We start from the raw sequence: 24,782 nt of genomic DNA, 5'->3' as shown, positions 1-24,782 counted from the left end.
TTTACATGAACACGTTATTTTTAGATGCAGCATTTTCAAAGCAAACAGAACGCCCACCAGTTTGGATGATGCGTCAGGCTGGCCGTTTTATGCCTGAATACTGGGAGATCAAAAATAAGTACTCCTTCCTTGAAATGTGCAAAACACCTGAAATTGCTGCTGATGTAACTATGTTACCGGTTAATTTACTGGGTATCGATGCTGCTATTTTATTCTCGGATATTTTGGTAACAGGCGAGGCAATGGGCGGAGATTTAAGCTTTACCCAGGGTGTTGGACCAAAGTTTGCCAACCCAGTACGTACATTAAAAGATGTAGATGCACTTGAGGTTGATGTTTTAGACCGTTTGCAATACGTAGCAGATGCTATTAAAGTTATACAACAACGTTTAAACGGAAGCATTCCTTTAATTGGTTTTGCCGGTGCTCCTTTTACTGTTATGAGCTACCTTGTTGAGGGTGGTTCATCAAAAGATTTTAAAACAACCAAGCTATTGATTCACAATCAACCAGAGGTTGCACACAAACTATTGGCTAAAATAGCAAAAGTTACTGCCGATTATTTGAACCTTCAAATTGCTGCAGGTGTGAATGCCATCCAGATTTTTGATAGCTGGGCACAGGCGTTGTCCTGGAACGATTACCAGGAATTCTCTCATCGTTATATTCAGGAGATCATTGCGAACTTAAACAGAAAAGACATTCCCGTAATTTCATTTTGTAAAGGAAGTTCTGTATTTGCGCCTATTATGGCTGAGGCCAAACCAGATGTAGTTTCGGTAGACTGGAACGCGGATTTGTTAAATATCAAAAAAAGTTTGCCAGCTGGTATTGCAGTTCAGGGTAACCTGGATCCGCATATACTGTATGCAGATAAACCCGTTATTAAGAGAGAGATTCTTCGCTTGTTTGAGCGTATGCGTGGAGAGAATGGATTTATCTTTAATCTTGGCCACGGTATTATGCCTGATATTCCGTTCGACAACGTAAAATATGCGATTGAAGTAATCAAAGACTTTAAATACTAATCTAAAAATGGAGAAGTACTATTATTACATTCTGTCTGTTCACATCATCTTTGTTGTAAGCTGGATGGCAGGATTGTTTTATAGTGTTCGTCTGTTTATTTATCATACTGAAGCCGAAGACAGGCCCGAAATCGAGCGTAATATCCTGCAAAAGGAATACGAAAGGATAGAAGCCAAACTTTGGAATATCATTACTACACCTGCAATGGTACTCACTGTACTTGCAGGTGCAGGAATGGTTTGCATACACCCCGGTTTATTGCAAACGCCCTGGTTTCATGTAAAACTTGGCTTTGTAGCAGCCCTGCTGGTTTATCATTTTATTTGCCAGAATATAATGAAGCAGCTGAAACAAGGTACATGCAAAATAAGCTCGTTTAACCTTAGGTTGTGGAACGAGGTAGCAACAATCCTACTTGTAGCTATTGTGTTTACAGTCGTGCTAAAAAGCGCCGTGAACTGGATTTATGGCCTMGTTGGGCTCGTCATATTTTCAGTAGTAATTATGCTTGCCGTAAAATGGTACAAACATTACCGCAAAAAGCACGATTGCTAACCCCCTTTAATTTTTTTTATTACTGCGTGCAACCTTTTCTATAGTTGCTTCATCTACTATATACCAAACACACAAATGAAATTGACGCAATATAGTATAAATGAATTATTAGAAGGATGCAAAGCAGGCAACCGGAAGATGCAGGAGGCCCTGTACAGGCAAACTGCGCCCAAGATGCTTGTAGTTTGTATGCGTTATGCAAAAGATAAGATGGAGGCAGAAGACGTATTGCAAATGGGTTATATTAAAATTTTTCAGAAAATAAATGAATACCGGGGAGATGGGGCTTTTGAAGGATGGATTAGAAAAGTTATGGTAAATACAGCAATTGAAAGTTACCGTAAAAATTTAAGGACTATGAATGTTGTTCCAATTGAGGATGCTTATGATCAGCCATCAACAGGCTTTGATTTTAGCCGATTGGGAATGCAGGATTTATTAAAAGTGATTCAAAAGTTAGCCGATGGCTATAGAGTGGTGTTTAACATGTACATCATAGAAGGATATTCTCATAAAGAAATTGCTGAAACATTGGGCATTTCTGAAGGAGCAAGCAAATCGCAATTGTCTAGAGCAAGGGCGATATTAAAAGAAGAAATTATAAAAATGGAGGGCATAAATTATGCAACACATGCAGGATAAAGCGTTTGATCAGTTGTTGAGAGATAAGTTTGAGGAGGCGGAAATGCAACCTTCAGCAGACCTGTGGAACGGTATTTCGGAGCAACTGTCGCCCAAACCTAAACGTAGTTTACCGGTTTACTGGATGGCAGCAGCAGTTGCTGTAATTGCGGTAACTATAGGTTTATTGATGCCGATGCAAAAAACAGAAAAGATCAGGTTGCAGGCACCCGAGGTGGCAAGCAACGATGTTTCTCCGGTTCCGGCAGTTACTGTTGTTAAAACTCCGGTACAAGTAAGCAATGTTAGCTCAGCGGTTACAGACAAGGTTGAAAGTACTCCGCTAATTATTGCACCACGCATAAAATTAAGCAACAGAGAAAAAGAATTGGCCGCTTTGCAACCAAAAGCAACAAGCGATCGTCCTGTTATTAAGCAACCGGAAGTTGTTAGCACGTTAGCTAAAGTTGAACCAAAAGAAGAAGCTCCCAAAGAAGAAGTGATGATCGCAAAAGCAGACCCTTCAGAATATACAGACGCTGCTCTTGAGCCTGAACATCAAGAGAATAAGGGGATTAGGAATGTAGGAGATCTGGTGAATTTTGTAGTTAACAAAGTAGATAAGAGAGAAAAGAAATTTATACAGTTTGATACCAATGACGATAATTCATCTTTAGTGTCCATTAACATAGGTTTCATAAAGTTTAATAAAAAGTCAGATAAATAGAATTAGGAAACACACAAACCAATACATACAATGAAACGTCTATTATTAACAGCACTTATCGTAAGCGGACTTACCGGTGCTATAGCTCAAACTGCCAGTGCACAACAAGATACTACCGTAACCAAAGAACGTAAAATGAAAAAGTTCGATATGGACCTTGGCGTTGGTATCACCATCGGCAAAAAGGACTCTACTGGGAAAACCAATATGTCTAAGGGCCGCTTTATTGGCGGAATAACCATAACCAGAGTGGACCTTGGGTTTTCAAGATTAATAGATAATGGAAGCTTTACCTTATCTCCTGAAAATGACTTCCTGGATTACAGAGGTGGTAAAACAAGTACATTCTCTTTCGATATCATCCAGTTTGGCTATCGTTTCAATTCAAACTTTAAGATCTATCTGGCAGGTGGTTTCGACTGGACGCACATCAGGTTGAACAAAGATATCACCATGCAGAAAAATGCAAGTGAGCTTACTTATGTTCAGGAAGATATTCATTTCTCTAAAAATCGTTTCTCTAGCAGCTATGTACACATTCCTTTCAATTTTGAATTACGCACTAAAGAAAACGATCATGGCAACCGATTTTACTTTGTATTCGGGCCAGAAGTCGGGTTCCTTTTAAATGGAAAAGTAAAACAAATCAGTAACGAAAGAGGAAAAGTAAAAGTTAGTGATGATTACAACTTTCAATCCTTCCGTTATGGCGGTACAGTTAGGTTAGGTTATGGCGCTTTCGGTGTATTTGCTAAATACTCTGCTAGTGACATGTTTGCAAGCGCAGCTCAAAAGGGATTAAAAAATATGGCATTCGGCGTTACGCTTGGCTTAAATTAAAACACACAACACACACAAATAAAACCAATCCCGCGGTATATACTGCGGGATTTTTTTGTTTACTGACCAACACTTTTATATTATCTTTGAATTGTGGAAGAACAGATCATTAGCGTAAAAAACCTGACCAAGCAATATCAGACTGAACAGGCTTCTGGAGTTAAAAATATTAGCTTTGATATTAAAAAGGGAAATATTGTAGCCATTATTGGAGAAAGCGGTAGCGGGAAATCGACATTGCTGAAATGTATCTATGGCTTACTAAAGGTAGATAGTGGTGAAGTGCTTTTTGAAGGGAAAAGAATCCTCGGCCCCGATGAGCAACTGATACCAGGTCACAAGCAAATGAAAATGGTTACCCAGGATTTCTCCCTTAATATCTACGCCAAGGTGTATGATAATATTGCTTCCATGCTGTCGAACACAAACGTGCAATCCAAGCACGATAAAACGATGGCCATGATGGCGCATTTGCACATCATGCATCTTAAAGAAAAGAAAATTACTGAACTGAGTGGGGGAGAGCAGCAACGTGTTGCAATAGCGAAAGCATTGGTAAGCGATACCTCAGTTTTATTGCTGGATGAACCATTCAGTCAGGTAGACGCATTATTGAAAAACCAGTTGCGTGCTGATATCAAACGAATTGCTGCTGATACGGGAGTTACCGTTATCATGGTTTCTCATGATCCTGCCGACGGTTTGTTTTTGTCAGATGAACTATTGATTCTGAAAGAGGGTCAGCTTTTACAAACAGGAAAACCGTCACACATCTATCATCATCCGGATCACATATATACTGCCCAAATATTGGGTAATGCCGTAGTTTTAAATGCAGATGATGCCTTGAAACTTGGGATTGATGCAACAAAAGAACACGTAGTTTTTTATCCGGAATGGGTTGAGCTAAAAAGCTCATGGAACAGCAGGCGCTTTGAGGTGAAGGATGTTTATTATAAAGGTTTCTATGAAGAGCTGCTTTTGGAGAGAAACGGAGTTAAAATACGAGCAATTCAATTGAATAGGGGAGAACATAAAAAAAATGACCATGTTCAAGCGAACATTGGTCATTTTTTAGAATTCGGCATCTAGAACCCTATAATTTTGTTTCTTTCCTTGTTGTTAATTTTTCTAATTTTATGAAGTTTAGATAATAACTTATAAATTTTTATATGAAGTTAATTAGCKGCCTATTGTTTCTTGCTTTTATTCTTCTTATAAACTCAGTAAGTGCTCAAACTTCACCATTATGTGTAAACGGCGTTGTTAATTTAAAATCCTACCGTCCGGAAAAGGATCCTCCGATAAAATTATCAGGTGAGTGGCTTTTTGCCTGGAAGAAGCTTGCGAGTGAGGCGGAATTGAAAACTGCAGAAAAATACACAACAGTTCCGGGAAATTGGACACCATTTAATTCCGATGCAAATTTTTTTAACAAGAGTTTTGGTTACGCAACTTATGGCCTTACCATATTGCTACCAAAAGCTGGTGAAAACTGGGCACTTTTGCTACCCCCATTACCCTCAGCATATAAGCTGTTTGTAGATGGAAAACTTGTAGCAACGATGGGGGAAGTGGACACCAGTTCCAATATGATTCCCAAAAGCGTTTCAAAACTTGTGTATTTTACTGCAAAATCAGATAAAGTCTTTTTGCTGCTTCAGTTATCCAATTACCATTTTTCATCTGGCGGAATGTGGTCGTCAATAACTATCGGCAGCCCAGAGAAGATAACAGAGATCAGTGATAAATCTTTTATTGCAGATGCATTTTTGGTGGGAAGTTTACTTATTATGGGGATTTACCATCTTGCTATATTTGCAATGCGCCGAAAAGAAAAGGCTGCACTTTTTTTTGCCATATTATGCCTGGCACTAGCATTGAGAGCCTGCTTTTCGATGACACCACTCCTGTTTTATTTTTTACCAGGATTTAGCTATTCACTCGGGCTCAAGATTTTGTATACTCTTTTTCCGGTCTGTTTATTGGGCTTTGTTTACTTTTTAACCTCTACAGAACTTGTACGCTTCCCACTCTTTATGAAACGCATATTCCTGATTATTGGATTAGCATATACCTGTTTGGTATGGCTTAGCCCAAACCAAGTATATGGAAATCTGTTAATCGTTGTGATTATCATGGCGGCGTGGATGGGTTGCTTTACAGTTTACTTTCTTACCAAACACCTACGAGATCATCCTCTGAATAATACCCTGCTATTAATTGGCATTTTAGCCTGTTTTATCGGCCTGCTTAATGATTCTTTATATGAGGCTAAGCTCATTAATACCGGCTTCCTGCTACCATTTGCTTTTTTGGTTTTGCTTTTACTCCAGGCAATCGTTCTTGCACTTCGTTTTACAGGGGCACTTACCCACTCAGAGCGCTTGGCTACAGAACTTGCTAAATCCAATATCGCTTATGAACAAATGGTACTTGGTCGTCGTGAAGCAGAGGAACGGATTGAAATTGAATCCTTAAAGTCAAAGTTTTTTTCCAACATTACCCATGAATTTAAGACCCCATTATCACTTATAACCGCTCCTACTGAATATCTCCTCAGACTTAGTACCAATGGCAAAGAGAAGAATTTATTGAACACTGTTTACAGAAATGCAAGCCATTTACTTAGGCTTATTAACCAAATGATGGATCTATCCAAATCTCAGGCCGGTAAACTGACCAAAACGGAAATGGTAGGTAATATCAAAGAGCTTAGCCATGAGATATTATTTTCATTTCAGCCACTTGCCGACGGTAAACATATCACGCTGAAATTTATTGAAGAGGATATACCGGACAGTTATTGCTTGTTTGATGGAGATAAGCTCGAGAAAATACTGAATAACCTTTTGTCAAATGCAATTAAATTTACTCAGGAGGGGGGCATTGTAACGTTAAAAATAAGTTTTAAGCAATTTGATCATAAGAACTACTTTCAATTGAATCTGTCAGATAACGGCATAGGTATGTCTGATGAAACATTAGTTGATTTATTTAAACCTTTTTATCAAGCATCAGGTACTTCCTTCCTCAATCCAAATGGAACCGGACTTGGATTAGCCTATACTAAAGAGTTGGTTACCTTACTCAACGGTACGATTGAAGTCGAAAGTAAACAGACAATTGGTTCTTCATTTACAGTTACACTTCCGGTTCAATTGATTGAAGAGGTAGAGTTGTCAAACGTATCAGGTAATACAGAAGCAGATACTTTACCAACAACTTCTGAAGATGACCTGTCAACTAACCTTCCCACAATATTGGTTATCGATGATCATTCTGGCCTTGCAGAATATATTGCAAATTTTTTTAGGGAGTATTATGAGGTAAATACCTGTAATAATGGTGAACAGGCCTGGAACATCATTCAGCAGGATTTGCCGGATATAGTGATATCAGATATTATGTTACCGGGAAAAGATGGTTATGAAATAGCAGGGCTAATACGTAATTCCGCATTGACAAGTCATATCGGAATTATCTTACTTTCGGCAAAATCAACTATAGATAGCAGGTTGAAAGGTCTGGACATGGGAGCCAATGATTATTTAACGAAACCTTTCCTGTTGTCCGAACTGAAATTTAGGGTCGACAATCAGATCAAATATCAGCGCACACTTCAGGAATACTACCATAAACATGTATTCGCTACGAATGATTTTAAGGCAGATGAGGCTACCCATCCTTTTTTGATTAAGCTGTATGACATCCTTGATCAATTTCTGGATCATCCTGATTTTTCCATTTCCGATCTGGCCGATAAATTAGCCATGAGTTCAAGAACATTAAATCGCAAATTAAATAGCCTCACAAAAATGGCTTCCAGCGAATTGATTCGGAATTATCGTTTAAAAAAAGCTGCTGCTTTTCTAACTACAGGTTTCTCTGTTTCCGAAGCAGCCTACATGTCGGGCTTTGAAAGCGTGTCATATTTTGGCCAGTGTTTTAAAGAGCAATACCGGATTACACCTTCAGAATTTATTAAACAAACGCGCGCGATAAATTATTAAGTTTTACTGCCTGTCCGTTTTTTGAGAGAAAATGTCCGAATATTAAGGCCGTGAGGGCTCCGCATGTAAAAATTGTCTGATATATTCGAGTCATTGTCCGTTATCTGATAGCCATTTTTTCATCTTCTCCACAACTTTGATATACAGCAAATGAGCTTTTGAAATAGCATGAGAGCTGTTAAACAGAAGCTTGATTAATTAACAATTTAATCTTTAAAATTATGGGACAAGGTGCAATGCTAAGAATTTACAATGGCACTCCAATGAATGTTAGAAAAACTCAGGGAGGACCTGGTTACCAAATGAATGCCTGGGGGCCTCCTGATAATGTAAATGCAAAATCTGCTCAGCAGTTTTACTTTGAATTTAATCAGGGATTTGGCAAGGAGCCAGGAGATGATAAGGCAGAGGTATGGTATAATCTGGATAGTACCTCGTTATCGTGTAAAATTACTGCCTCCGGCAGCAATGATACCGGTATGTTTTATCTCAACTTTCAACTCGGTTGGTCTAACTCAGATATTCATCCATCGTCTTTACCATATTATATATTCTGGCATTCGGGCATGGATAAGTGGAAACTAATAGACCATGATTCACATTCAATTAGTGATAATATCGAAGATGGAGATGATGGCAAATATCAGATGTACGAACTGAAACTAGTACAAATAAGGGCTTTTTGTAAGGACGATCAGGAAGCAATTAATGTAGGTACAGCTTTGGTAGATGATAATCAATCATCGCAGGTATTTCAAAGTTTTATAAATAGAGTTAACAATAATATTAAATAAAATTAAACCTTAAAATTATGCCACTAATAACATTATCAGCTCATAACAATCATACGATTGACGGACCTCATACAGTAACCGTAGCTCCTGGAACACATACGGAAAATAGAAGCACTCAAGTACATGTCTCTTTCATGAAACCAGGCGGTGGCGGCGGCAGTGTTACCTTTCAGATAACCAATAACCATAAAATTTTTGGAAATGGGGGGCAGCCAATTCCACATGGAACCACCAGTGTACATATAATTAATCAGGGGCCGGAAACGATAAACATATCGTGGGTATAGTCCCTCTAATTTCAATCGAAATGGAAAAAGTAAATAACTTTGTGCTCAGACACAAACCAGGCTTAATAAGTAAACACAGGTATATTGATCGCCCGCCAGGAAAAATAGCCAACAGTGGGTCGGACCAAACTTCAGATCCTTTAAATGGCAATTATACCGTGGTGAAATTAGACAGCATAATGGCATCATTCCAGGGAGTAAATAACAACCTGGAACTGATGTCGTTTACTGCACAGCCTTATACAGATAAAACTAACGGATCAGGAGTGGCCATCTCTGATGAAACTTCATTATCAATTGAGGGAGGAAGTAATTTTAAGCAAATGGTTACAATTAGTGCCGATATTGATGGTAATAAAAAGGATGAAATTATAGTAGCGTATTTAAATGATAAGAATGAGTTGTGGTTGGAAGTTATAAAATATGAGGAAGGAGCGAAAACTTCGAACTACGCCGTGTTGTCCAGATTTATAATTGAAGCTGAAATAGGAGATCAGACTACTATATGGGGTAGTTATACAGATGAAGGCGAAATAAAAAAACCTATAATAGCATGGGTTGATAAAAGTAACAAGGTAAAAATATGGACCTGCGACAATATTGCTGATGATACGAAAAGAGAGCCATTCTTATTTGAAGGACCGGAGACCAGTGAAAGTAAAAAAGCAGATATTGCGATTGGTGCTTTTACCGGGCAAAGAAATAACGAAATAGCAATTTTTTATGAAGGTAAAAAAGACAGTAACGGTAATAATCTTTTTGTAAGCGTATATTGTATTGCTAATCAGAAGAGTAAGCTTATAAGCTCAGCAATAGTGGGAGCCACAGATGAAGGTTATTCTCCTTATACACTAAATGTTAAATCAGGAGCTTTTCTTGCTAATACTGTTAGAGATGGGTTGGCTTTGAGTTGGGCAATAAAAGAAACAGATAAAGCCCAGCTGCAGATGTGGGAATGTCATAAATCAAATACTGAAAAAACTAATAACCAATTTGATTTAAAAATGGTAGATGCAGCTAAAGATTTGGCAGTAAAAGGTGGCCTTATCAGAACAGCAGTAGGCGATATAAATGATGATGGTGTAGAAGAACTGGTAGTTGGGAGGGTTGCTAATGAATTGATAGAKGGGCATCTTGTTTTGCAAGTATATAGGTTCGAGAATACGTTAAAGTTAAGTCCTGCTTCAACAGGCCGAATGTATGGTGATAATTCATTCAACTTTATTTCTTTTGATTTTGAGTTGGCAATTGCAGATTTAGAAAATCATAGTTCACCGGGACTCGATAATAATTACATTGGTGCAGGTATTGTTATTGCCGCATTGGGGGCCGAAAAATCTTTAATGCCACAAAATGGTTATGCAAGGGTAAGTTTGGGTGTAATAAAAGTAGATCCGGAACTTAATTTTGCCATCAGATATAAAGAAAAACCAGCAGCAATACCCGGATTGTTTTCTGGTAATATTGCTTACGACAGCAATAAAAATTTAGGAAATTTAAAAATTAAACTCACACATGGCGATTTTAATGGAACCAATATATGTGTAGGGAGCCCGAAACAAAGTACAATTGAAGATGTAAATTCGATTATTGCTATCATTAATTTCCCACCCATACCCTCAGAGTTTCAAAACACCGAAGAATTTAATTGTGTCGGTCAAGTTTCATTTAGCGATACCAAAGGGAATTCAACCTCAATGGGGCTTAGTACTCACCGTTCTTATAGTACATCTGACAGTCTTGGCAGTTCTTTAGGAATATCAAGTTTATTCTCCTTTACCAGTTCGATTAATAAAACTCATGGCAAGGATTTTAGTAAATCGAMAGATAAAATTGCTGATATAACCACCTCTCTTAATGTAAGCTCAGATAAAGAGGATGTTATACTCCTGAATGTAAATATATTCAATACATGGGAATATCCGGTTTATAAAGATGGGGTACATAAAGGCCATATATTAGTTGTTTTCCCCCAATCAAGTGGCAATATTAAAACATTATCAGGAAAAGACCTGTCATCATTATATAAGCCGGCACATTTAATAGGTAATATTCTATCTTATCCTTCTGCAGACCCTAAAGATTATGATGCTATGAAAGGTAGCTTTTGTAATGCAGTTATCTCTGTGGACAGTCAACCTACTTCTATAAGTGCGAATTGGTCTAATTCGAATAACCAATCAGAACAAAAATCAGTAAATCAATCAACTCACATCAGTAATCAGCAATCCGCAAATGTGTCTTCAGATTTTTTGTGTGGATTCAGTTTAGGTATCAATCACAATTATGACAACACTTATAGTAATAGTGAGTCTTCTAATTACGCTATCAATTTTACAGAATCAACAAATATTGATATGTCTATTACTCCTGCAGGCTTAAATGAAACTATGTATTATACGGTTAAACCTTATGTATACTGGTGTAAAACAGGGAATTATTTAAAGGTTGATTATGCCGTTTTTATACCTAAGGGCAGCACATGGTTTACACAAAAATATAATGAATCTAATCCATGTTTTCATTTGCCCTGGATAACAGATGGGTATAAACTCTTTACCCGTGATATTGAATTTGTTCAAAGTGATAATGATTCAACAACTATATTAGTTACTGTACATAATGACACGTTAAAACCTACCACAAAAATCGAGCTGGCTTTGTATAATAAAGATCCGCATAAGAACGGTACTCAGATTGGGGATATTCAAACCATAAATGGTTTGCCCGCCCGCGGAGCAGGACATTGTATTTTTACAGTAAAAACATCTTTTTTAGAAAGCTTACTGGTGGATGGGTACACCTCGATTTATGCGGTTATTAATCCAAAAACAACGTTGAAGAATTTGAATGATCACAATAAAATTGGTTTTGGCTATTATCCTTCAAATTACCTGTCGGGCGCTATATAGAACATTTATAATTGCATGTTAAAGAAACGTTCGTTGCCAAAATAAGCACGTTTGTGTAAACGTACTATTCCGTCATCAGAAAAGTCTTTAGGTGCATAAGCATTCATTGGATATTTGGTTCCGAGTAAGCCCATTTCCATGAATGTATGGGCCAGGAGTTCGCTGCAGAAAAAAGCATCCGTTGGGGCCGTTTTATTGTAATAACGGCCTTCAACAAAGCGATTAGCCATTTCTTCATCAGATGGAAAACCAGCTTGATTCACAATTGGCATTAACTGCTGTAAAATAGTTCCGATTGCTGTTTCTTTTGGGAGGTATAACGGTTTAAATGCAAATTTCACATCTTCAAAGTCTTTGGCCGTTGCACTAAGACGCTGTTCTAAATCAACTAGCATAGGTCCTGGTTTTGCCTGTCCAGTAATGACATCTGGTAAATTAGTTAGCGAATTTGCTTCCCAAAGGAGCAGATCAGGAGTTTTGCCTGCAAGTCCAATGTCTTCGGCTCTTACAATCATTCCAACGTGAGAAAATGGAGACCATTGAACAGCCTCAATAACAAAGCTGAAGTCATAACGTCCATGAACTAGTAATATGTCACCTGTTTGAAAGTCGTCCTTTATTTCCCGGAAATGCAGGTACCAATTGTTGTCTACAAATAAATCCATGATTAGCTTTATTCAAATGTGTAAAAAAAGCATCACATGTAGTAAAAAAAAATATATAATTTGTTAAAAATTCATTTTATGGAAATAGGCATTGAGAAACTTTATTACCTGATTGAAGGAGCAGCATTAATAGGCAGCGGAGGTGGAGGGAACAAGGCTGCGGCTTACGCTTTAGCCAGTTATATTGTGGAAACAGCACCTTCGGGAGTAGTACAGCTATTGAGTGCTCAAGACCATCTTTTTGATTCCTCTGCCATGGGCTGTATAATTGCCGACATAGGAGCCAATGCCGCTCAGGAGGAGAAACAACATGAGGCAATTGCTACAGCTTTTAACGAGTTGTCACTGCAATTGAAACGCACCATAGGAACTAACCTAACTTTTGTTGTGCCAATCGAAACTGGCCCCGAGAATAGTATAGTGCCGTTTGTGGTAGCCGCGCGTTACGGCGTACCGGTTTTGGATATTGATGGCGCCGGTCGTGCAGTCCCTGTTTTATCTCTTGCAACATTTGGTAAATTACCGCCCTCACCCGCCGTAATAGCAAATGACAAGGGAGATTTTCTTTTGCTCCAAATTGATCAGGTAGCTGACATGGATAGTATGCTTCGCCCTGTAACCGGATCTGCACTATTTGGAAATTCCGGAAGTTTAGCCCTATGGCCATCAAGGATAGATCAATTATTAAATCATAGTATCAAGAATTCATTAAGTTATGCTATGGCTTGTGGAGAACTGATGGATTGCCTAATGAAAGGGCTTCAGATTGATTCTGCATGTTTTCATTTTGTAAATGAAAAGAAAGCTTGTCTAGTAGKACATGGCAAGGTGCAAAGTATACAAAATAAACAAGAAGGGGCCTTTGACTATTCGCTTGCTGCTATCGCCGATGTGCTAACAGGAGGAACAATCAGTGTACTGGCACAAAATGAAAATCTTATATTATACAATTCCAATCAGCAAGGAGCATTATTAACTGCCCCCATAAGCATAACATATCTAAAAACAGATGGCTCTGCAATAACTAATGCCGAAATCAAACAAGGAGATGAAGTGTTTGTACTGGCTATTGATGCCCCGGAGGTTTTAAAAGAACCAGACCGTTTACTTCTTTTTAAAGAGCAACTACAAGAATTCGCTTATTTTGGCAGTTTAAATTATCAGCTACCAGCAGAAGAGGGACTAGCAGATTTACTGACCAGATTAATTCCCAATCCAATTTTAGTAAAATAAATTATATAAAAAATATACGGATCTAATAAGGATCAAATAGGGGGTTGATAGGGAGGTTTCCTTATTTGATTCTTTTGTAATCCTTTGTAAATCTTTGCTTTATACTTAAATTTTGTATATTTAATATTTAACTAAAATAAAACTATTGACAGGGGAACGTATAGAAATGGAATTTTAGGTCCTTTTAACGGAAAAGTTGGAACTGTTGTAGGTTACGAACTGAGGGGCAAGTATGTAATGCGGGATGTAGGCAAAAAAAGAACAGAAAGACCCCCATCCCCAGCCGAATTGGCAAATAGAGAGAAGTTTGCAGATGTTCAGTTTTGGTTGAAGCCGCTTACCGATTTTTTAAGGGTTGGCTTTAAGGATTATGCCCCTAAATTTGAAGGTTTTGTTGCGGCCAAGTCTTACATATCTAAAAATGCAGTTAGGGGTGAATACCCAAGCTTTGTGATTGAGCCCGCATTAGCTTTAGTAAGTTTTGGTAAACTTGATCCGGCTATAACAGCAGGCGCAGTTTCAGAAAGCACTAATACTTTAACTTTTAGCTGGGATGGAGGCAGGTATGTTTATGATGACAGGGCAATGTTTTTAGTGTATGACATAGAAAATGGAGTGGCTGAATTTGATACTTCGGCCACTAAGAGGTTATTTAAGAAAGGGACATTTACACTGACAAAGAATTTTTCCGGCCGGGAGGTTCATGTTTACCTGGCTTTTGTATCAGAAGATCGGAAAAATAGAAGTAACAGTCAATATCTTGGAAAGGTTACCATTCTTTAGTGTGCGATTCAGTAATACATTTTGATGTTATAACTCCTTCAATCTAAAATACATCAGTTTAAAGACAATATCCTTATCTTCACCTGATTTTGTCTGAGATTTTGTTGCATTTTCAAAAGGCACCATTGTTATAAAGTAGTCACCAAGTTTGCCTGCAATTTTATTACCTGAACGGAAGTTGGGATCCTTTTTACTATTTAATTCAACAAATTGAAGTGTTTTACCTGCCTTCTTCGAAAAAAAGGCATTTCTAGGATCAGTTCTTGAGCCAAAATTATATCTGAAAGAGACCCATTTATCGGTAACAAAAAGCGAGTTATTGTCGTACATTATTTTAGCTGATTCCATTTTTTTCCAGTAGTCAAAATGATCTTTTGCCGGTTTAGCAGAATTAATATCGAATCCTATTTTATTTTCTTCGGGAACCTCGATTTGATATACGGGTTTTACCTGATCAATGCCAACGGTATAGATTTTATCGTCAAGTAGCGGGTAATAGTAAACGGAATCCTTGTAGATATCAAACTGATGGGGAAAACCCAGATCCAGCTCTTTAATTAGGCGAGGGAAGAAAAGTTCCTGAGAATGGTAGGTAAGCATTCCATCTCCTTCCTTATAAAGCCTAAGCCTTCTTAAATCCTTATTATTGTTAAGAATCTCACTTACATAGACATCTTTGGTTTTTGCAAATGTTAAACCGAAGTACCTGGAGCCTACAATATCCAGAACACCTGCCGGTTTTCCATCAAGATCATACCTAAAAATTTTGTTTAAGCTCAGATCTAAAAGTTCTATCCGATGGCTGTATTCATCATAAAATATGTCTGTTAAATTCGCATACTCGTCAGGTTTATCACCCAGGTGATTTATCTTGATTTTAGGCTTACCATTTTGATCGAAAAGAAAAATAGTACTTTGCGATCGGTCGGCGATAATGATAAGACTATCTGTTACAAAAAAGTTTGAAATATGTTTAATAGAAAAGTCCTTTTCGGCTTCTAGGGTTACATAATAAACACTATCAGCAATATCCTCAATGAAGGCTTTTTTGTTCTCTGCAGGGTTGATCTTAATCTTCGTTACAGGGAAATCGAATTTCTCTTTCTTTTTCTCCTGTGAGCATGAAATAAGTAGAATTAATAAAGGGAAAAGTAGATAGTACTTCATTGATGAGATATTTGATTTTGAGTAAATATTGAATAATCCGCCACCTGTTTAAGGTGGCGGATTTTAAATTTAGTATTCAGGCCAGCTAGGTACGATATTGGTAACATCATGATAGTTATTATGAGGTCTGTAAGGATTGTATCCTATACCGCATTGAGTTCCCGAATTGTTTGGGAAAAATTCATAATAACCATAGTCGTAACCATACCAGCCTTCAACAACTTTGTAGTAATTGTCATTTTGCCAAACCCATGTACCCGTTCTGTAACTTGTATTGCCTGTGGTTCCGCAATACATAGTACCGTTCGCATCGGTCCATGCAGCATTCGCTGCTCCTGAGTTGTTTGTTACGTCATAATCAAAGAATGCATATTGGAGATTACAAACCAATGTGATCACAACAGCCAGAACTCCTACTATTTTAAGTGTTTTTTTCATGTTTTTTAATTTTAACAAATTATAATTAGGTTAATTTTTAATGATTCGATTGCATTTATAAGACCCCGCAACGGGGTCACCAATGTTGCAACAGAAATAATTCGACCCTGATTAAAGGTGGAATAAGGATGACGAAATCTATGTTAATAAAAGTTAGTTTCATTTGTTAGCCTTGTGTTTCTGGAAGTCATTTCTTTTTTTAAGCAACTCTTTCAGCTCTTGTTTTAGCTTGTCACTGTCATGCCAGATCTTACTATGTTGATGGGCATAAATGCCTATGGAGAGCACATACAAGAAAGTGAGCATAATTGTTAAGTTTTTGTATTTTAAATTGTTTAGGGCCTTATCCACGAAGTAGGCCATAAGGAAAAAGATCCCTATTGAGGCTACGTATACGTACCTGTCGGCAACTATCGCGAATCTGGAAATCGGGATGACATGCAGACAAACCCCAAGATGGACAATGAAAAAACTGATTCCAAAAAAGACCCAATGCTTTTTCCAGAAACCCCAAAACGAAACACATATAATTAATAGCATTGCCGGGTACATCCAGAAACGCATGGGAACTTCTCTGCCTATGGCATTTGGAAACACATATAAGTAGCTTAATTTAACTGGGATTAGACATTTTACAAGGTATTCGGTAACAGAATAGCTGGCAAATATGATGTTCTGGTAAAATGGGTAGCGTGGCGCCTCGGAGAGCAAACCGGCCTTGTCTGCACTTTGAGAAAGTAAGGTAATATATCCAAAAATGAAAGCAATAATAAATAAAGGTAGCTTCTCAAACCATAGCCATTTGCTTCTGAAATCTCTTTTTACCGCATAATCTATTAATAAAAGACAAACCGGAAGAGTAACTGCCTGTTCCTTCCCGGCAAATGACAAAATGAAAAACAAAACGACCAATAAATAATGGCCTATCTTTTTAGAAACGAGGTAGTTTAGGTAAATGTGAATAGCGATTAAATAGAAGAAGCTATAAATGAGAATTTTAGAGGCGGATAACCAGGCGACAGATTCCACAAGAAATGGATGTACTGCCATGATTATGGCGGTAAGAAATGCGATCCGGGTTAMAGATTCTGTTTTAAAGCCTTTAGAAAGGTTTAGAAGCTTTTTGATAAAAAGATAAACCAGAATTACATTACTTATATGTATAATAACTCCTAGGAGATGGAACCAGAAGGGATTATATCCAAATGCAGAATAAAGTAATGTGTAAGACAGCTGATTCGCCGGAGCGTATTGACCATTGTAAAACTCGGTCAGTATTGCCCATAAGTTGCTTCGTGTTAAGCCATCTTCTGTGTAGGCATTAACTACAACCCATTGGTCGTCCCAACGCATCTGGAATTTATGCGAAAGCACAGGAAAATAAACCAATAAGCTTATAGAAATTAAGAATAAGATTGTTGTCAGGGTTTTATTATTGTCAATAAAACCTTTTAGCATCGCAATCTTACTAGGGGTGGAGGAAGCGTTAACGTTTGTGTTCATTTTAATAGGGGATGGCTAGATTAAATGAATTGCACGACGGTGAGAGTCGTTAAAATATTACGGCATGGGATGAGTTCTTAAAATTTCTTGGGGCGTAGGCGGGTGTCGCCTAATGGCATTAGAATTTTCAGTTGATCCCTTAAATGGATCAATGATTCTTTTTGGTATGAGCGCGTTCAGGTACTCAAGTCTTTTAAAGTAATATTTAGGCATATCGGGATGATTTAGGCCATTAAATATCTTCTAAAGTTCTAGAAGTCGTTTATTATTTGGTTGTTATCTCTAATATAGATAATATAGTTTGAACTTAATTAAGGCGCTAGTATATGTGGATGGTAACTTTTTTGATACGAAAAAACCAGCGCTTGATAAGGGCTGGTTTTTAGAATATAATTGATTTTTAATCTTTATCCTGAAGCTATTCCGACTGTGTTTACGGTTGGAAAGTTGAAGGAATGATAATCACTTTTGCTGTAATTGGTTTTGTTGGGGCAAAAGGTTCAGTGTCTTGGGCATCAGGACTTTGAATGTGGATTTTAATCTCTCCTGTTTTAAATTCATAGCTATATGTATCCAGATTATATACAAAAGGCAATTGACGTTGAACATTGGGGTTATTTGGATCTGTTATGTAAATCAAAATACCCTCATCATCCATTGTTACCCCATCAATTTCATTGATATCTAAAATAGTTGTGTACGTGTCCTTAGCCGAATTTAAAGTCCAGGAGTTTGGCTGGATCGTATAAATGAAAGTCCTGTTCGGCGTTTCATTTATAATGGTGTCTTTTTTGCACGACACCAAGCCTAGCGTGGTGGTACATAGGATTAAAAATAATAGCTTTTTCATGTGATTTGTGTGTTTTGAAATTAATCAAGCAAATTTATTGCCATAAAAATTAAAGCACTGTGTTTGCTTATTCTGTAATTAAAATGTTATGCAGAATATTGTTATTTACTGCCGAATTAAACCAAATATTCAAATAGTGTTTTGTCGTTGTTAAGCTCTATAATTTCAAACTTAAATTCCTTCATTCTTTGCACCAAAGCATCATAATCTGTGCGATCTGTAAGCTCAATACCAACCAAAGCAGGGCCATTTTCCTTATTGGTTTTTTTAATGAATTCAAAGCGGGTAATGTCATCATGCGGACCAAGCACATTGTTCACAAAAAGCTTAAGTGCTCCTGGCCTTTGCGGAAAACGGACAATGAAGTAATGTTTAAGTCCTTCATAAAGTAAAGATTTCTCTTTAATTTCCTGCATGCGCTCGATGTCGTTATTGCCACCGCTCACCACACAAACTACAGTTTTTCCTTTTATTTTATCCTTGCAAGCATCCAGAATAGCAACAGATAATGCACCTGCAGGTTCTACAACAATAGCATCCTCATTATAAAGTTTTAATATGGTGGTGCAAATCTTTCCTTCTGCAACCAGTAACATATTGTCTAGCACCTTTGTGCAAAGGTCGTAAGTTAAGTTACCTACACGCTTTACCGACGCTCCATCAACAAAACGGTTTATTTCAGGTAATGTTATGGGGCCACCATGCTCAAATGCTTTTAACATAGACGGGGCGCCTTCAGGCTCAACACCTATCAACTGTATATTTGGATTTTCGTTTTTTAAATAGCTTCCTACACCTGCAGCAAGACCACCACCGCCGATTGGCATAATTACCACCTCAACGCCCGGCAGATCTTCGAATATCTCTACACCAACAGTACCCTGACCTTCAATAATGCTGTAATTATCAAACGGTGGAATAAAAGTCATGTTGTGCTCCTTAGTATAGGCCAGCGCCTCCATAAGGCAATCATCAAAAGTATCTCCAACTAAAACAAGCTCTACGCTGCCGTTCCCAAACATTTCTGTTTGTTTTACTTTTTGTCTAGGCGTAATTTCAKGCATAAAAATTACACCTTTTGTACCCAGCTTATCGCAAGAGAAAGCAACCCCCTGAGCATGATTACCAGCACTTGCGCAAACAACCCCTCTGCTCAATTCTTCTGGCGTTAGCTGACTGATCATATTGTAAGCACCGCGTAATTTGTACGATCGCACGATTTGGAGGTCCTCACGTTTCAGATATATTTCGCAGTCGTATTTTTCAGATAACTTGGAATTGTAAATGAGTGGGGTATGTTTTACAACATCTGCTAACCGCTGTGACGCAGCCTTTGAGTCTAATTTAACAGGATTCTCTGTCATGTTCTGAAATATATAAGGGGCTATAGCATTTAACGCTCGTCATCCTGAATTTATTTCAGGATCCCCCTTTAGAAGTTGCGAATGCGATTTGCGGGATCCTGAAATAAATTCAGGATGACGAGTGTTTTAATTAATTGATAAGGAAAAAGTGGTTAGCTGTTATATGTTTTTAGCCAACCAATCACCAACTTCGCTGGTTTTGTATGCTTTATTTTTTCCAGATAGGTCTTCAGTTACAATTCCTTCTGCAAGAGATTTGTTTACTACTGATCTGATCAATTCTGCTTCTTCTTTTAATCCGAAAGCATCTTCAAACATCATTGCGGCAGACAATACGGTTGCCAAAGGATTGGCAATGTCTTTACCGGCAGCCTGAGGGTAAGAACCGTGAATTGGCTCAAATAAAGACGTATGAACACCAATTGAAGCAGATGGCATAAGACCCATAGAGCCAGAAATTACAGATGCTTCGTCAGTTAAAATATCACCAAATAGGTTTTCTGTGATCAATACATCATATGAATTTGGCCATTGCACCAAACGCATCGCAACTGCATCAACAAATTCGTAGCTTACCGTAACCTCAGGAAAATCTTTTTCCATGTCCTGTACGGTTTCTCTCCACAAACGTGATGTTTCCAATACGTTTGCTTTATCTACGCAGCAAAGTCTTTTACCACGGGCCATCGCCATTTCAAAGCCTAATTTAGCAAGGCGCTGAACCTCTACTCTGGTATAGGTACAAGTATCGAAAGCTGTGTTACCATCGTCTTTTCTACCTCTTTCGCCAAAATAAATACCACCTGTTAACTCACGAAGGATAATAAGATCTGTACCTTCTATACGCTCTCTTTTTAATGGAGAGTTATCGATTAAAGATGGGAAAGTAAATGTTGGGCGTACGTTTGCAAATAAGCCCAGTTTTTTACGCATTTTTAGAAGTCCTTGTTCCGGACGAACGGTAGCTTTTGGATCATTGTCGTAACGTGGATGACCAATAGCGCCAAACAAAACAGCATCAGCTGCCATACAGATATCGTGTGTTGCATCTGGGTAAGGTTCGCCAACAGCATCAATTGCAGCAGTGCCGGTTAGGGCAGAAGTCCATACAATTTCGTGATTAAATTTTTGTGCTACGGCATTTGATACTTTAACTGCCTGATCAATAACCTCAGGTCCAATTCCGTCTCCCGCTAAAAGAGCGATATTAAGTTTCATATATTTTTAGTTGTGTTTTTTAATATTTCTTTAATTATAACCAGTTTTGATTTGTGATGCTAATTTACCTTTAAATAATGTTCAACATTTTCTGGGTAGCTTTAATCGCACACACTGTCTGATCTGAATCAAGGCCTCTGGTTATAAATACTTTCTGTTCGGTTTCCCAGGTAATAATTGTTTCACATAAAGCGTCAGAATTACTTCCGGGCGCTATCCTTACAGCATAATCAATCAGCTTTGGTAAGCTCCTTTCTTTTTTTGCATAAACCCTTGTTAATGCATTCATAAACGCATCAAACTGACCATCGCCTTGCGCATTCTCTTCGAACTTTTCCCCTTCAATTACTACAGAGATAGTAGCAGATGGACGTAAGCCCATTGCATTCATCAATACATACGATTCTACAATAACCTTTTCTTCATAAAGGCTGCTGTCCAACACGTCCGAAATGATGTAAGGAAGATCTTCTTTGGTTACGGTTTCTTTTTTGTCGCCTAATTCAATAACTCTTTGAGTAACTTTCTTCAGGTCGGCATCGTTTAGTTTTAAGCCTAATTCTTGCAGGTTTTTTTCAATATTGGCTTTGCCGGAAGTTTTTCCTAATGCATAACTGCGTTTTCTGCCGAAACGTTCAGGTAGGAGATCGTTAAAGTACAGGTTATTTTTATTGTCCCCATCAGCATGAATTCCGGCTGTTTGGGTAAATACATTATCGCCAACAATCGGTTTGTTCGAAGGGATCCTAACACCCGAAAATGTTTCAACCAGCTTGCTAACTTTATAAATCGAAGATTCTCTAAGTTGTACTTCAACCTCAGGCGCAAAATCATTAATTACGGCAATAGCACTAGCCATTGCTGCATTTCCTGCTCTTTCGCCCATCCCGTTTACTGTTAAATGCAAACCACTTATTCCAGCTTTTACAGATTCTAAAACATTGGCTGTACCAAGGTCATAATCGTTATGTGCGTGGAAATCGAAATGGGTATCCGGATATTTTGATTTAAGCTCAGTAATAAATTTAAAGGTTTCGCCAGGTGTTAAAATGCCCAGTGTATCCGGTAATAATATTCTTTTTATGGGCTGTGTAGTCAGAAAATCTAAATATTGAAGCACATACTCCGGAGAGTTACGCATGCCATTACTCCAATCTTCTAAATAAACATTGGTGGCGATGTTGTTGGCAATTGCCAGATCAATAACATGCTTAATTTCTGCAAAATGTTGTTCTGGTGTTTTTTTAAGCTGGTGCGTTAAATGGTTTAGAGAACCTTTGGTGAGCAGGTTCTGAACTTTAACACCTGCTTTTAACATCCAGTCGATAGAAACACCGTTGTCTACAAAAGATAATACTTCTATACGATCTGCATATCCGTTTGCTTCCGCCCAATTTAAAACTGCTTTTACTGCCTGAAACTCTCCGTCAGATACACGTGCAGAAGCAATTTCAGCCCGGTCAACATGGAGTTCTTCCAATAATAACTGGGCTATGGTTAACTTTTCTGAAATGGAAAAAGACACACCCGATGTTTGTTCTCCATCGCGGAGTGTAGTATCCATTATCTCTATTTTCCTTCTTTCCATGTATCGGGTCTTACTTTTTTTATACTAATTATCCGTCATCGTCGAGATGACGAGGGGTGCTATAGGTGTGCTATAGCATGACGATTATTTGTCATCATTACTTTTTTTAATGCTTAGTCTCACGACAGGCAATAGCTCAGGATGACGGGTAATTTCTTAAAGAGGAAGCTGCAACGCAAACTCTTCGATTTCCGGTTTTATGCTTTGCAGGTAGTCGATGTCATCAAAACCATTCAGCATATTGTCTTTTTTATACGAACTGATTTCGAATTTCTCTTTTTCACCTGTTGCTAAAAGCGTAATGGTTTGTTCCGGTAAGTTTACTTCCAGTTCTGTATTAGGATCAGCAAAAATTGCAGCAAAGATCTTTTCAGAAAACTCGGGACTAACCTGAACTGGTAATACACCAATGTTTAGGCAGTTGTTTCTGAAGATATCAGCAAAAAAGCTTGATACTACACATCTGAATCCATAATCATAAACCGCCCAGGCAGCATGCTCTCTTGATGAGCCTGAACCAAAGTTTTTACCACCAACAAGTATTTTACCACTGTAAACAGGGTTGTTTAATACAAAGTCTTTTTTTGGTGTATTATCTGGGTTATATCTCCAGTCGCGGAAAAGGTTGTCGCCAAACCCAACGCGTTCTGTAGCTTTTAAAAAGCGTGCAGGAATTAACTGATCGGTATCCACATTTTCTATTGGAAGTGGAACCGCGGTGCTTTTTAGTATATTAAATTTATCGTAGGCCATTTTAATCTTTTAAGTGTGTTTAGACAAGTTCTTCAATTAATGTTCTTGGGTCTGTAACCACGCCGGTAACAGCTGCAGCTGCAGCAACTAGCGGACTGGCTAACATGGTTCTTGAACCAGGACCTTGTCTTCCTTCAAAATTTCTGTTCGAGGTACTTACCGCATATTTTCCAGCAGGTATCTTATCGTCGTTCATAGCTAAACATGCAGAACAACCAGGTTGGCGTAATTCAAAGCCAGCTTCGGTTAAAATATCCAGTAAGCCTTCTTCTTTGATTTGAGCCTCAACAATATGAGAACCCGGAACCAACCAAACGGTTACATCGTCAGCTTTATGTCTGCCTTTTACGATAGAAGTAAATGCTCTGAAATCTTCGATACGTCCATTGGTACAGCTACCAACAAAAACGAAATCTATTTTCTTACCGATCATAGATTCGCCTTCAGAGAAGCCCATATAACCTAATGATTTAGCATAGGTTGCAGCACCACCTTCTGCGTGAGCAGCGTCAGGGATATCATGAGAAATTCCCATTCCCATTCCAGGGTTTGTACCATATGTGATCATTGGCTCAATTGAAGAACCGTCGAAAGTCAATTCTTTATCAAAAACAGCATCGGCATCAGTTTTTAACGTTTTGTAATACGCTAATGCTCTATCCCACGCTTCGCCTTTAGGGCTAAACTCACGACCTTTTACGTAATTGATAGTAGTTTCATCAGGAGCGATCATACCGCCACGGGCGCCCATTTCAATACTTAGGTTACAAACCGTCATACGGCCTTCCATAGTCATGTTTTCAAAAACATCACCAGCATATTCAACAAAATATCCGGTTGCGCCAGAAGTTGTAAGCTGAGAGATGATGAACAATGCAACATCTTTAGGCGTAACACCTACACCTAATTTACCATTAACATTGATGCGCATTTTTTTAGGTTTTGGCTGCATAATGCACTGTGTAGAAAGTACCATTTCTACTTCAGAAGTACCAATGCCAAAAGCGATAGCACCAAAAGCACCATGCGTAGATGTATGTGAATCGCCACAAACAATAGTAGCACCAGGTTGTGTGATTCCATACTCAGGACCTACAACGTGTACGATACCATTTTTTTGATGGCCTAGTCCCCAGTGGCTGATACCATATTCATTAGAGTTAGACTCTAATGCCTTTAACTGGTTAGCCGAAAGCGGATCTGCAACCGGCAAATGCTGGTTAATTGTTGGGGTGTTATGATCTGCCGTAGCAAATGTACGTTCAGGGTATAAAACTTTTATTCCTCTGCTTTTTAAACCTAAAAAGGCAACAGGGCTTGTAACTTCGTGGATAAGGTGGCGATCAATAAAAAGCACATCGGGGCCACCTTCTATTTTACGTACCACGTGAGTGTCCCACACCTTATCAAATAATGTTTTGCTCATTTTTTTCTTTTTTTAT

General features: G+C 38.2%; 22 protein-coding genes. 12 read left to right on the top strand and 10 right to left on the bottom strand.

The window, feature by feature from the left end; all coding sequences use genetic code 11:
• Positions 1-5: 5 nt before the first annotated feature.
• The 10 genes from hemE (at position 6) to AC1DDK_RS04185 (ending at position 11,778) form a co-directional block, all read left to right on the top strand.
• Positions 6-1,028: a uroporphyrinogen decarboxylase gene (hemE, locus tag AC1DDK_RS04230; RefSeq protein WP_048903903.1), complete on the top strand. Its 1,023-nt coding sequence runs from the start codon at positions 6-8 to the stop codon at positions 1,026-1,028.
• 7 nt (positions 1,029-1,035) lie between these two features.
• Positions 1,036-1,584 (top strand): protoporphyrinogen oxidase HemJ, encoded by a 549-nt coding sequence (gene hemJ, locus AC1DDK_RS04225; protein ID WP_172660970.1) that lies wholly within the window; start codon positions 1,036-1,038, stop codon positions 1,582-1,584.
• A 75-nt stretch (positions 1,585-1,659) separates the two neighbouring features.
• Positions 1,660-2,226: an RNA polymerase sigma factor gene (locus tag AC1DDK_RS04220; RefSeq protein WP_048903905.1), complete on the top strand. Its 567-nt coding sequence runs from the start codon at positions 1,660-1,662 to the stop codon at positions 2,224-2,226.
• Positions 2,216-2,932 carry a hypothetical protein gene (locus AC1DDK_RS04215; protein ID WP_288879635.1) on the top strand — a complete coding sequence of 239 codons (717 nt, stop codon included), beginning with the start codon at positions 2,216-2,218 and terminating at the stop codon, positions 2,930-2,932. Before AC1DDK_RS04220 ends, AC1DDK_RS04215 begins: the two co-directional genes overlap by 11 nt.
• A 30-nt stretch (positions 2,933-2,962) precedes the next feature.
• Positions 2,963-3,772 (top strand): outer membrane beta-barrel protein, encoded by an 810-nt coding sequence (locus tag AC1DDK_RS04210; RefSeq protein WP_172660968.1) that lies wholly within the window; start codon positions 2,963-2,965, stop codon positions 3,770-3,772.
• A 93-nt stretch (positions 3,773-3,865) separates the two neighbouring features.
• A complete protein-coding gene (locus AC1DDK_RS04205; protein WP_288879637.1) occupies positions 3,866-4,864 on the top strand; it encodes an ABC transporter ATP-binding protein in 999 nt (332 codons plus the stop codon).
• 80 nt (positions 4,865-4,944) lie between these two features.
• A complete protein-coding gene (locus AC1DDK_RS04200; protein ID WP_477633853.1) occupies positions 4,945-7,785 on the top strand; it encodes a response regulator in 2,841 nt (946 codons plus the stop codon).
• Positions 7,786-8,006: 221 nt separating this feature from the next.
• The gene (locus AC1DDK_RS04195) at positions 8,007-8,579 is read left to right on the top strand and encodes a hypothetical protein (RefSeq protein ID WP_288879640.1); all 573 of its coding nucleotides are present in this window, start codon (positions 8,007-8,009) and stop codon (positions 8,577-8,579) included.
• Between the two features lie 17 nt (positions 8,580-8,596).
• Entirely contained in the window at positions 8,597-8,866 is a 270-nt protein-coding gene (locus AC1DDK_RS04190) for a hypothetical protein (RefSeq protein WP_337715850.1), read from the top strand.
• A 20-nt stretch (positions 8,867-8,886) separates the two neighbouring features.
• Complete coding sequence (locus AC1DDK_RS04185) at positions 8,887-11,778, top strand: hypothetical protein (protein ID WP_477633852.1); 2,892 nt, start codon at positions 8,887-8,889, stop codon at positions 11,776-11,778.
• Between the two features lie 5 nt (positions 11,779-11,783).
• Here the strand turns inward: AC1DDK_RS04185 and AC1DDK_RS04180 are convergent, their stop codons facing one another.
• Entirely contained in the window at positions 11,784-12,443 is a 660-nt protein-coding gene (locus tag AC1DDK_RS04180) for a hypothetical protein (protein WP_288879645.1), read from the bottom strand.
• 78 nt (positions 12,444-12,521) lie between these two features.
• On the opposite strand from AC1DDK_RS04180, the gene AC1DDK_RS04175 reads away from it, so the two are divergent.
• Both AC1DDK_RS04175 and AC1DDK_RS04170 read left to right on the top strand, forming a co-directional pair.
• Positions 12,522-13,676 carry an S-methyl thiohydantoin desulfurase domain-containing protein gene (locus AC1DDK_RS04175; RefSeq protein ID WP_477633851.1) on the top strand — a complete coding sequence of 385 codons (1,155 nt, stop codon included), beginning with the start codon at positions 12,522-12,524 and terminating at the stop codon, positions 13,674-13,676.
• A gap of 144 nt (positions 13,677-13,820) precedes the next feature.
• Positions 13,821-14,459: a DUF6266 family protein gene (locus AC1DDK_RS04170; protein ID WP_337715911.1), complete on the top strand. Its 639-nt coding sequence runs from the start codon at positions 13,821-13,823 to the stop codon at positions 14,457-14,459.
• Between the two features lie 27 nt (positions 14,460-14,486).
• Here AC1DDK_RS04170 and AC1DDK_RS04165 read toward each other — a convergent pair whose 3' ends face one another.
• The 9 genes from AC1DDK_RS04165 to leuC form a co-directional block, all read right to left on the bottom strand.
• Positions 14,487-15,626 (bottom strand): 6-bladed beta-propeller, encoded by a 1,140-nt coding sequence (locus tag AC1DDK_RS04165; protein ID WP_172660959.1) that lies wholly within the window; start codon positions 15,624-15,626, stop codon positions 14,487-14,489.
• Between the two features lie 69 nt (positions 15,627-15,695).
• The gene (locus AC1DDK_RS04160) at positions 15,696-16,064 is read right to left on the bottom strand and encodes a hypothetical protein (protein ID WP_172660958.1); all 369 of its coding nucleotides are present in this window, start codon (positions 16,062-16,064) and stop codon (positions 15,696-15,698) included.
• A gap of 159 nt (positions 16,065-16,223) precedes the next feature.
• Positions 16,224-17,567: a hypothetical protein gene (locus AC1DDK_RS04155; RefSeq protein WP_477633850.1), complete on the bottom strand. Its 1,344-nt coding sequence runs from the start codon at positions 17,565-17,567 to the stop codon at positions 16,224-16,226.
• Positions 17,568-18,000: 433 nt separating this feature from the next.
• Complete coding sequence (locus AC1DDK_RS04150; RefSeq protein WP_288879650.1) at positions 18,001-18,417, bottom strand: hypothetical protein; 417 nt, start codon at positions 18,415-18,417, stop codon at positions 18,001-18,003.
• Between the two features lie 116 nt (positions 18,418-18,533).
• On the bottom strand, positions 18,534-19,781 hold the full coding sequence (ilvA, locus tag AC1DDK_RS04145; RefSeq protein ID WP_477633849.1) for a threonine ammonia-lyase IlvA: 1,248 nt from the start codon (positions 19,779-19,781) through the stop codon (positions 18,534-18,536).
• Positions 19,782-19,940: 159 nt separating this feature from the next.
• A complete protein-coding gene (leuB, locus tag AC1DDK_RS04140; protein WP_337715846.1) occupies positions 19,941-20,999 on the bottom strand; it encodes a 3-isopropylmalate dehydrogenase in 1,059 nt (352 codons plus the stop codon).
• A 70-nt stretch (positions 21,000-21,069) separates the two neighbouring features.
• Positions 21,070-22,587, bottom strand: coding sequence for an alpha-isopropylmalate synthase regulatory domain-containing protein (locus AC1DDK_RS04135; RefSeq protein ID WP_172660951.1), 1,518 nt, complete (start codon positions 22,585-22,587; stop codon positions 21,070-21,072).
• 156 nt (positions 22,588-22,743) lie between these two features.
• Positions 22,744-23,340, bottom strand: a complete 597-nt coding sequence (leuD, locus tag AC1DDK_RS04130; RefSeq protein WP_172660950.1) for a 3-isopropylmalate dehydratase small subunit — start codon at positions 23,338-23,340, stop codon at positions 22,744-22,746.
• Positions 23,341-23,359: 19 nt separating this feature from the next.
• Complete coding sequence (gene leuC, locus AC1DDK_RS04125) at positions 23,360-24,766, bottom strand: 3-isopropylmalate dehydratase large subunit (RefSeq protein ID WP_048903936.1); 1,407 nt, start codon at positions 24,764-24,766, stop codon at positions 23,360-23,362.
• Between the last annotated feature and the right edge of the window lie 16 nt (positions 24,767-24,782).

Source organism: Pedobacter sp. 05T44, from assembly GCF_056395985.1.
This window is presented reverse-complemented; position numbering and strand designations above follow the sequence as displayed.

What these genes read in the sequence shown, in the direction of transcription:
- AC1DDK_RS04180 (WP_288879645.1), bottom strand. Translation starts at nt 12,443, where the DNA reads ATGGATTTATTTGTAGACAACAATTGGTACCTGCATTTCCGGGAAATA.
- AC1DDK_RS04220 (WP_048903905.1), top strand. Translation starts at nt 1,660, where the DNA reads ATGAAATTGACGCAATATAGTATAAATGAATTATTAGAAGGATGCAAA.
- AC1DDK_RS04215 (WP_288879635.1), top strand. Translation starts at nt 2,216, where the DNA reads ATGCAGGATAAAGCGTTTGATCAGTTGTTGAGAGATAAGTTTGAGGAG.
- leuD (WP_172660950.1), bottom strand. Translation starts at nt 23,340, where the DNA reads ATGGCCTACGATAAATTTAATATACTAAAAAGCACCGCGGTTCCACTT.
- AC1DDK_RS04190 (WP_337715850.1), top strand. Translation starts at nt 8,597, where the DNA reads ATGCCACTAATAACATTATCAGCTCATAACAATCATACGATTGACGGA.
- leuB (WP_337715846.1), bottom strand. Translation starts at nt 20,999, where the DNA reads ATGAAACTTAATATCGCTCTTTTAGCGGGAGACGGAATTGGACCTGAG.
- leuC (WP_048903936.1), bottom strand. Translation starts at nt 24,766, where the DNA reads ATGAGCAAAACATTATTTGATAAGGTGTGGGACACTCACGTGGTACGT.
- AC1DDK_RS04210 (WP_172660968.1), top strand. Translation starts at nt 2,963, where the DNA reads ATGAAACGTCTATTATTAACAGCACTTATCGTAAGCGGACTTACCGGT.
- AC1DDK_RS04135 (WP_172660951.1), bottom strand. Translation starts at nt 22,587, where the DNA reads ATGGAAAGAAGGAAAATAGAGATAATGGATACTACACTCCGCGATGGA.
- AC1DDK_RS04160 (WP_172660958.1), bottom strand. Translation starts at nt 16,064, where the DNA reads ATGAAAAAAACACTTAAAATAGTAGGAGTTCTGGCTGTTGTGATCACA.
- AC1DDK_RS04165 (WP_172660959.1), bottom strand. Translation starts at nt 15,626, where the DNA reads ATGAAGTACTATCTACTTTTCCCTTTATTAATTCTACTTATTTCATGC.
- AC1DDK_RS04195 (WP_288879640.1), top strand. Translation starts at nt 8,007, where the DNA reads ATGGGACAAGGTGCAATGCTAAGAATTTACAATGGCACTCCAATGAAT.
- hemE (WP_048903903.1), top strand. Translation starts at nt 6, where the DNA reads ATGAACACGTTATTTTTAGATGCAGCATTTTCAAAGCAAACAGAACGC.
- AC1DDK_RS04150 (WP_288879650.1), bottom strand. Translation starts at nt 18,417, where the DNA reads ATGAAAAAGCTATTATTTTTAATCCTATGTACCACCACGCTAGGCTTG.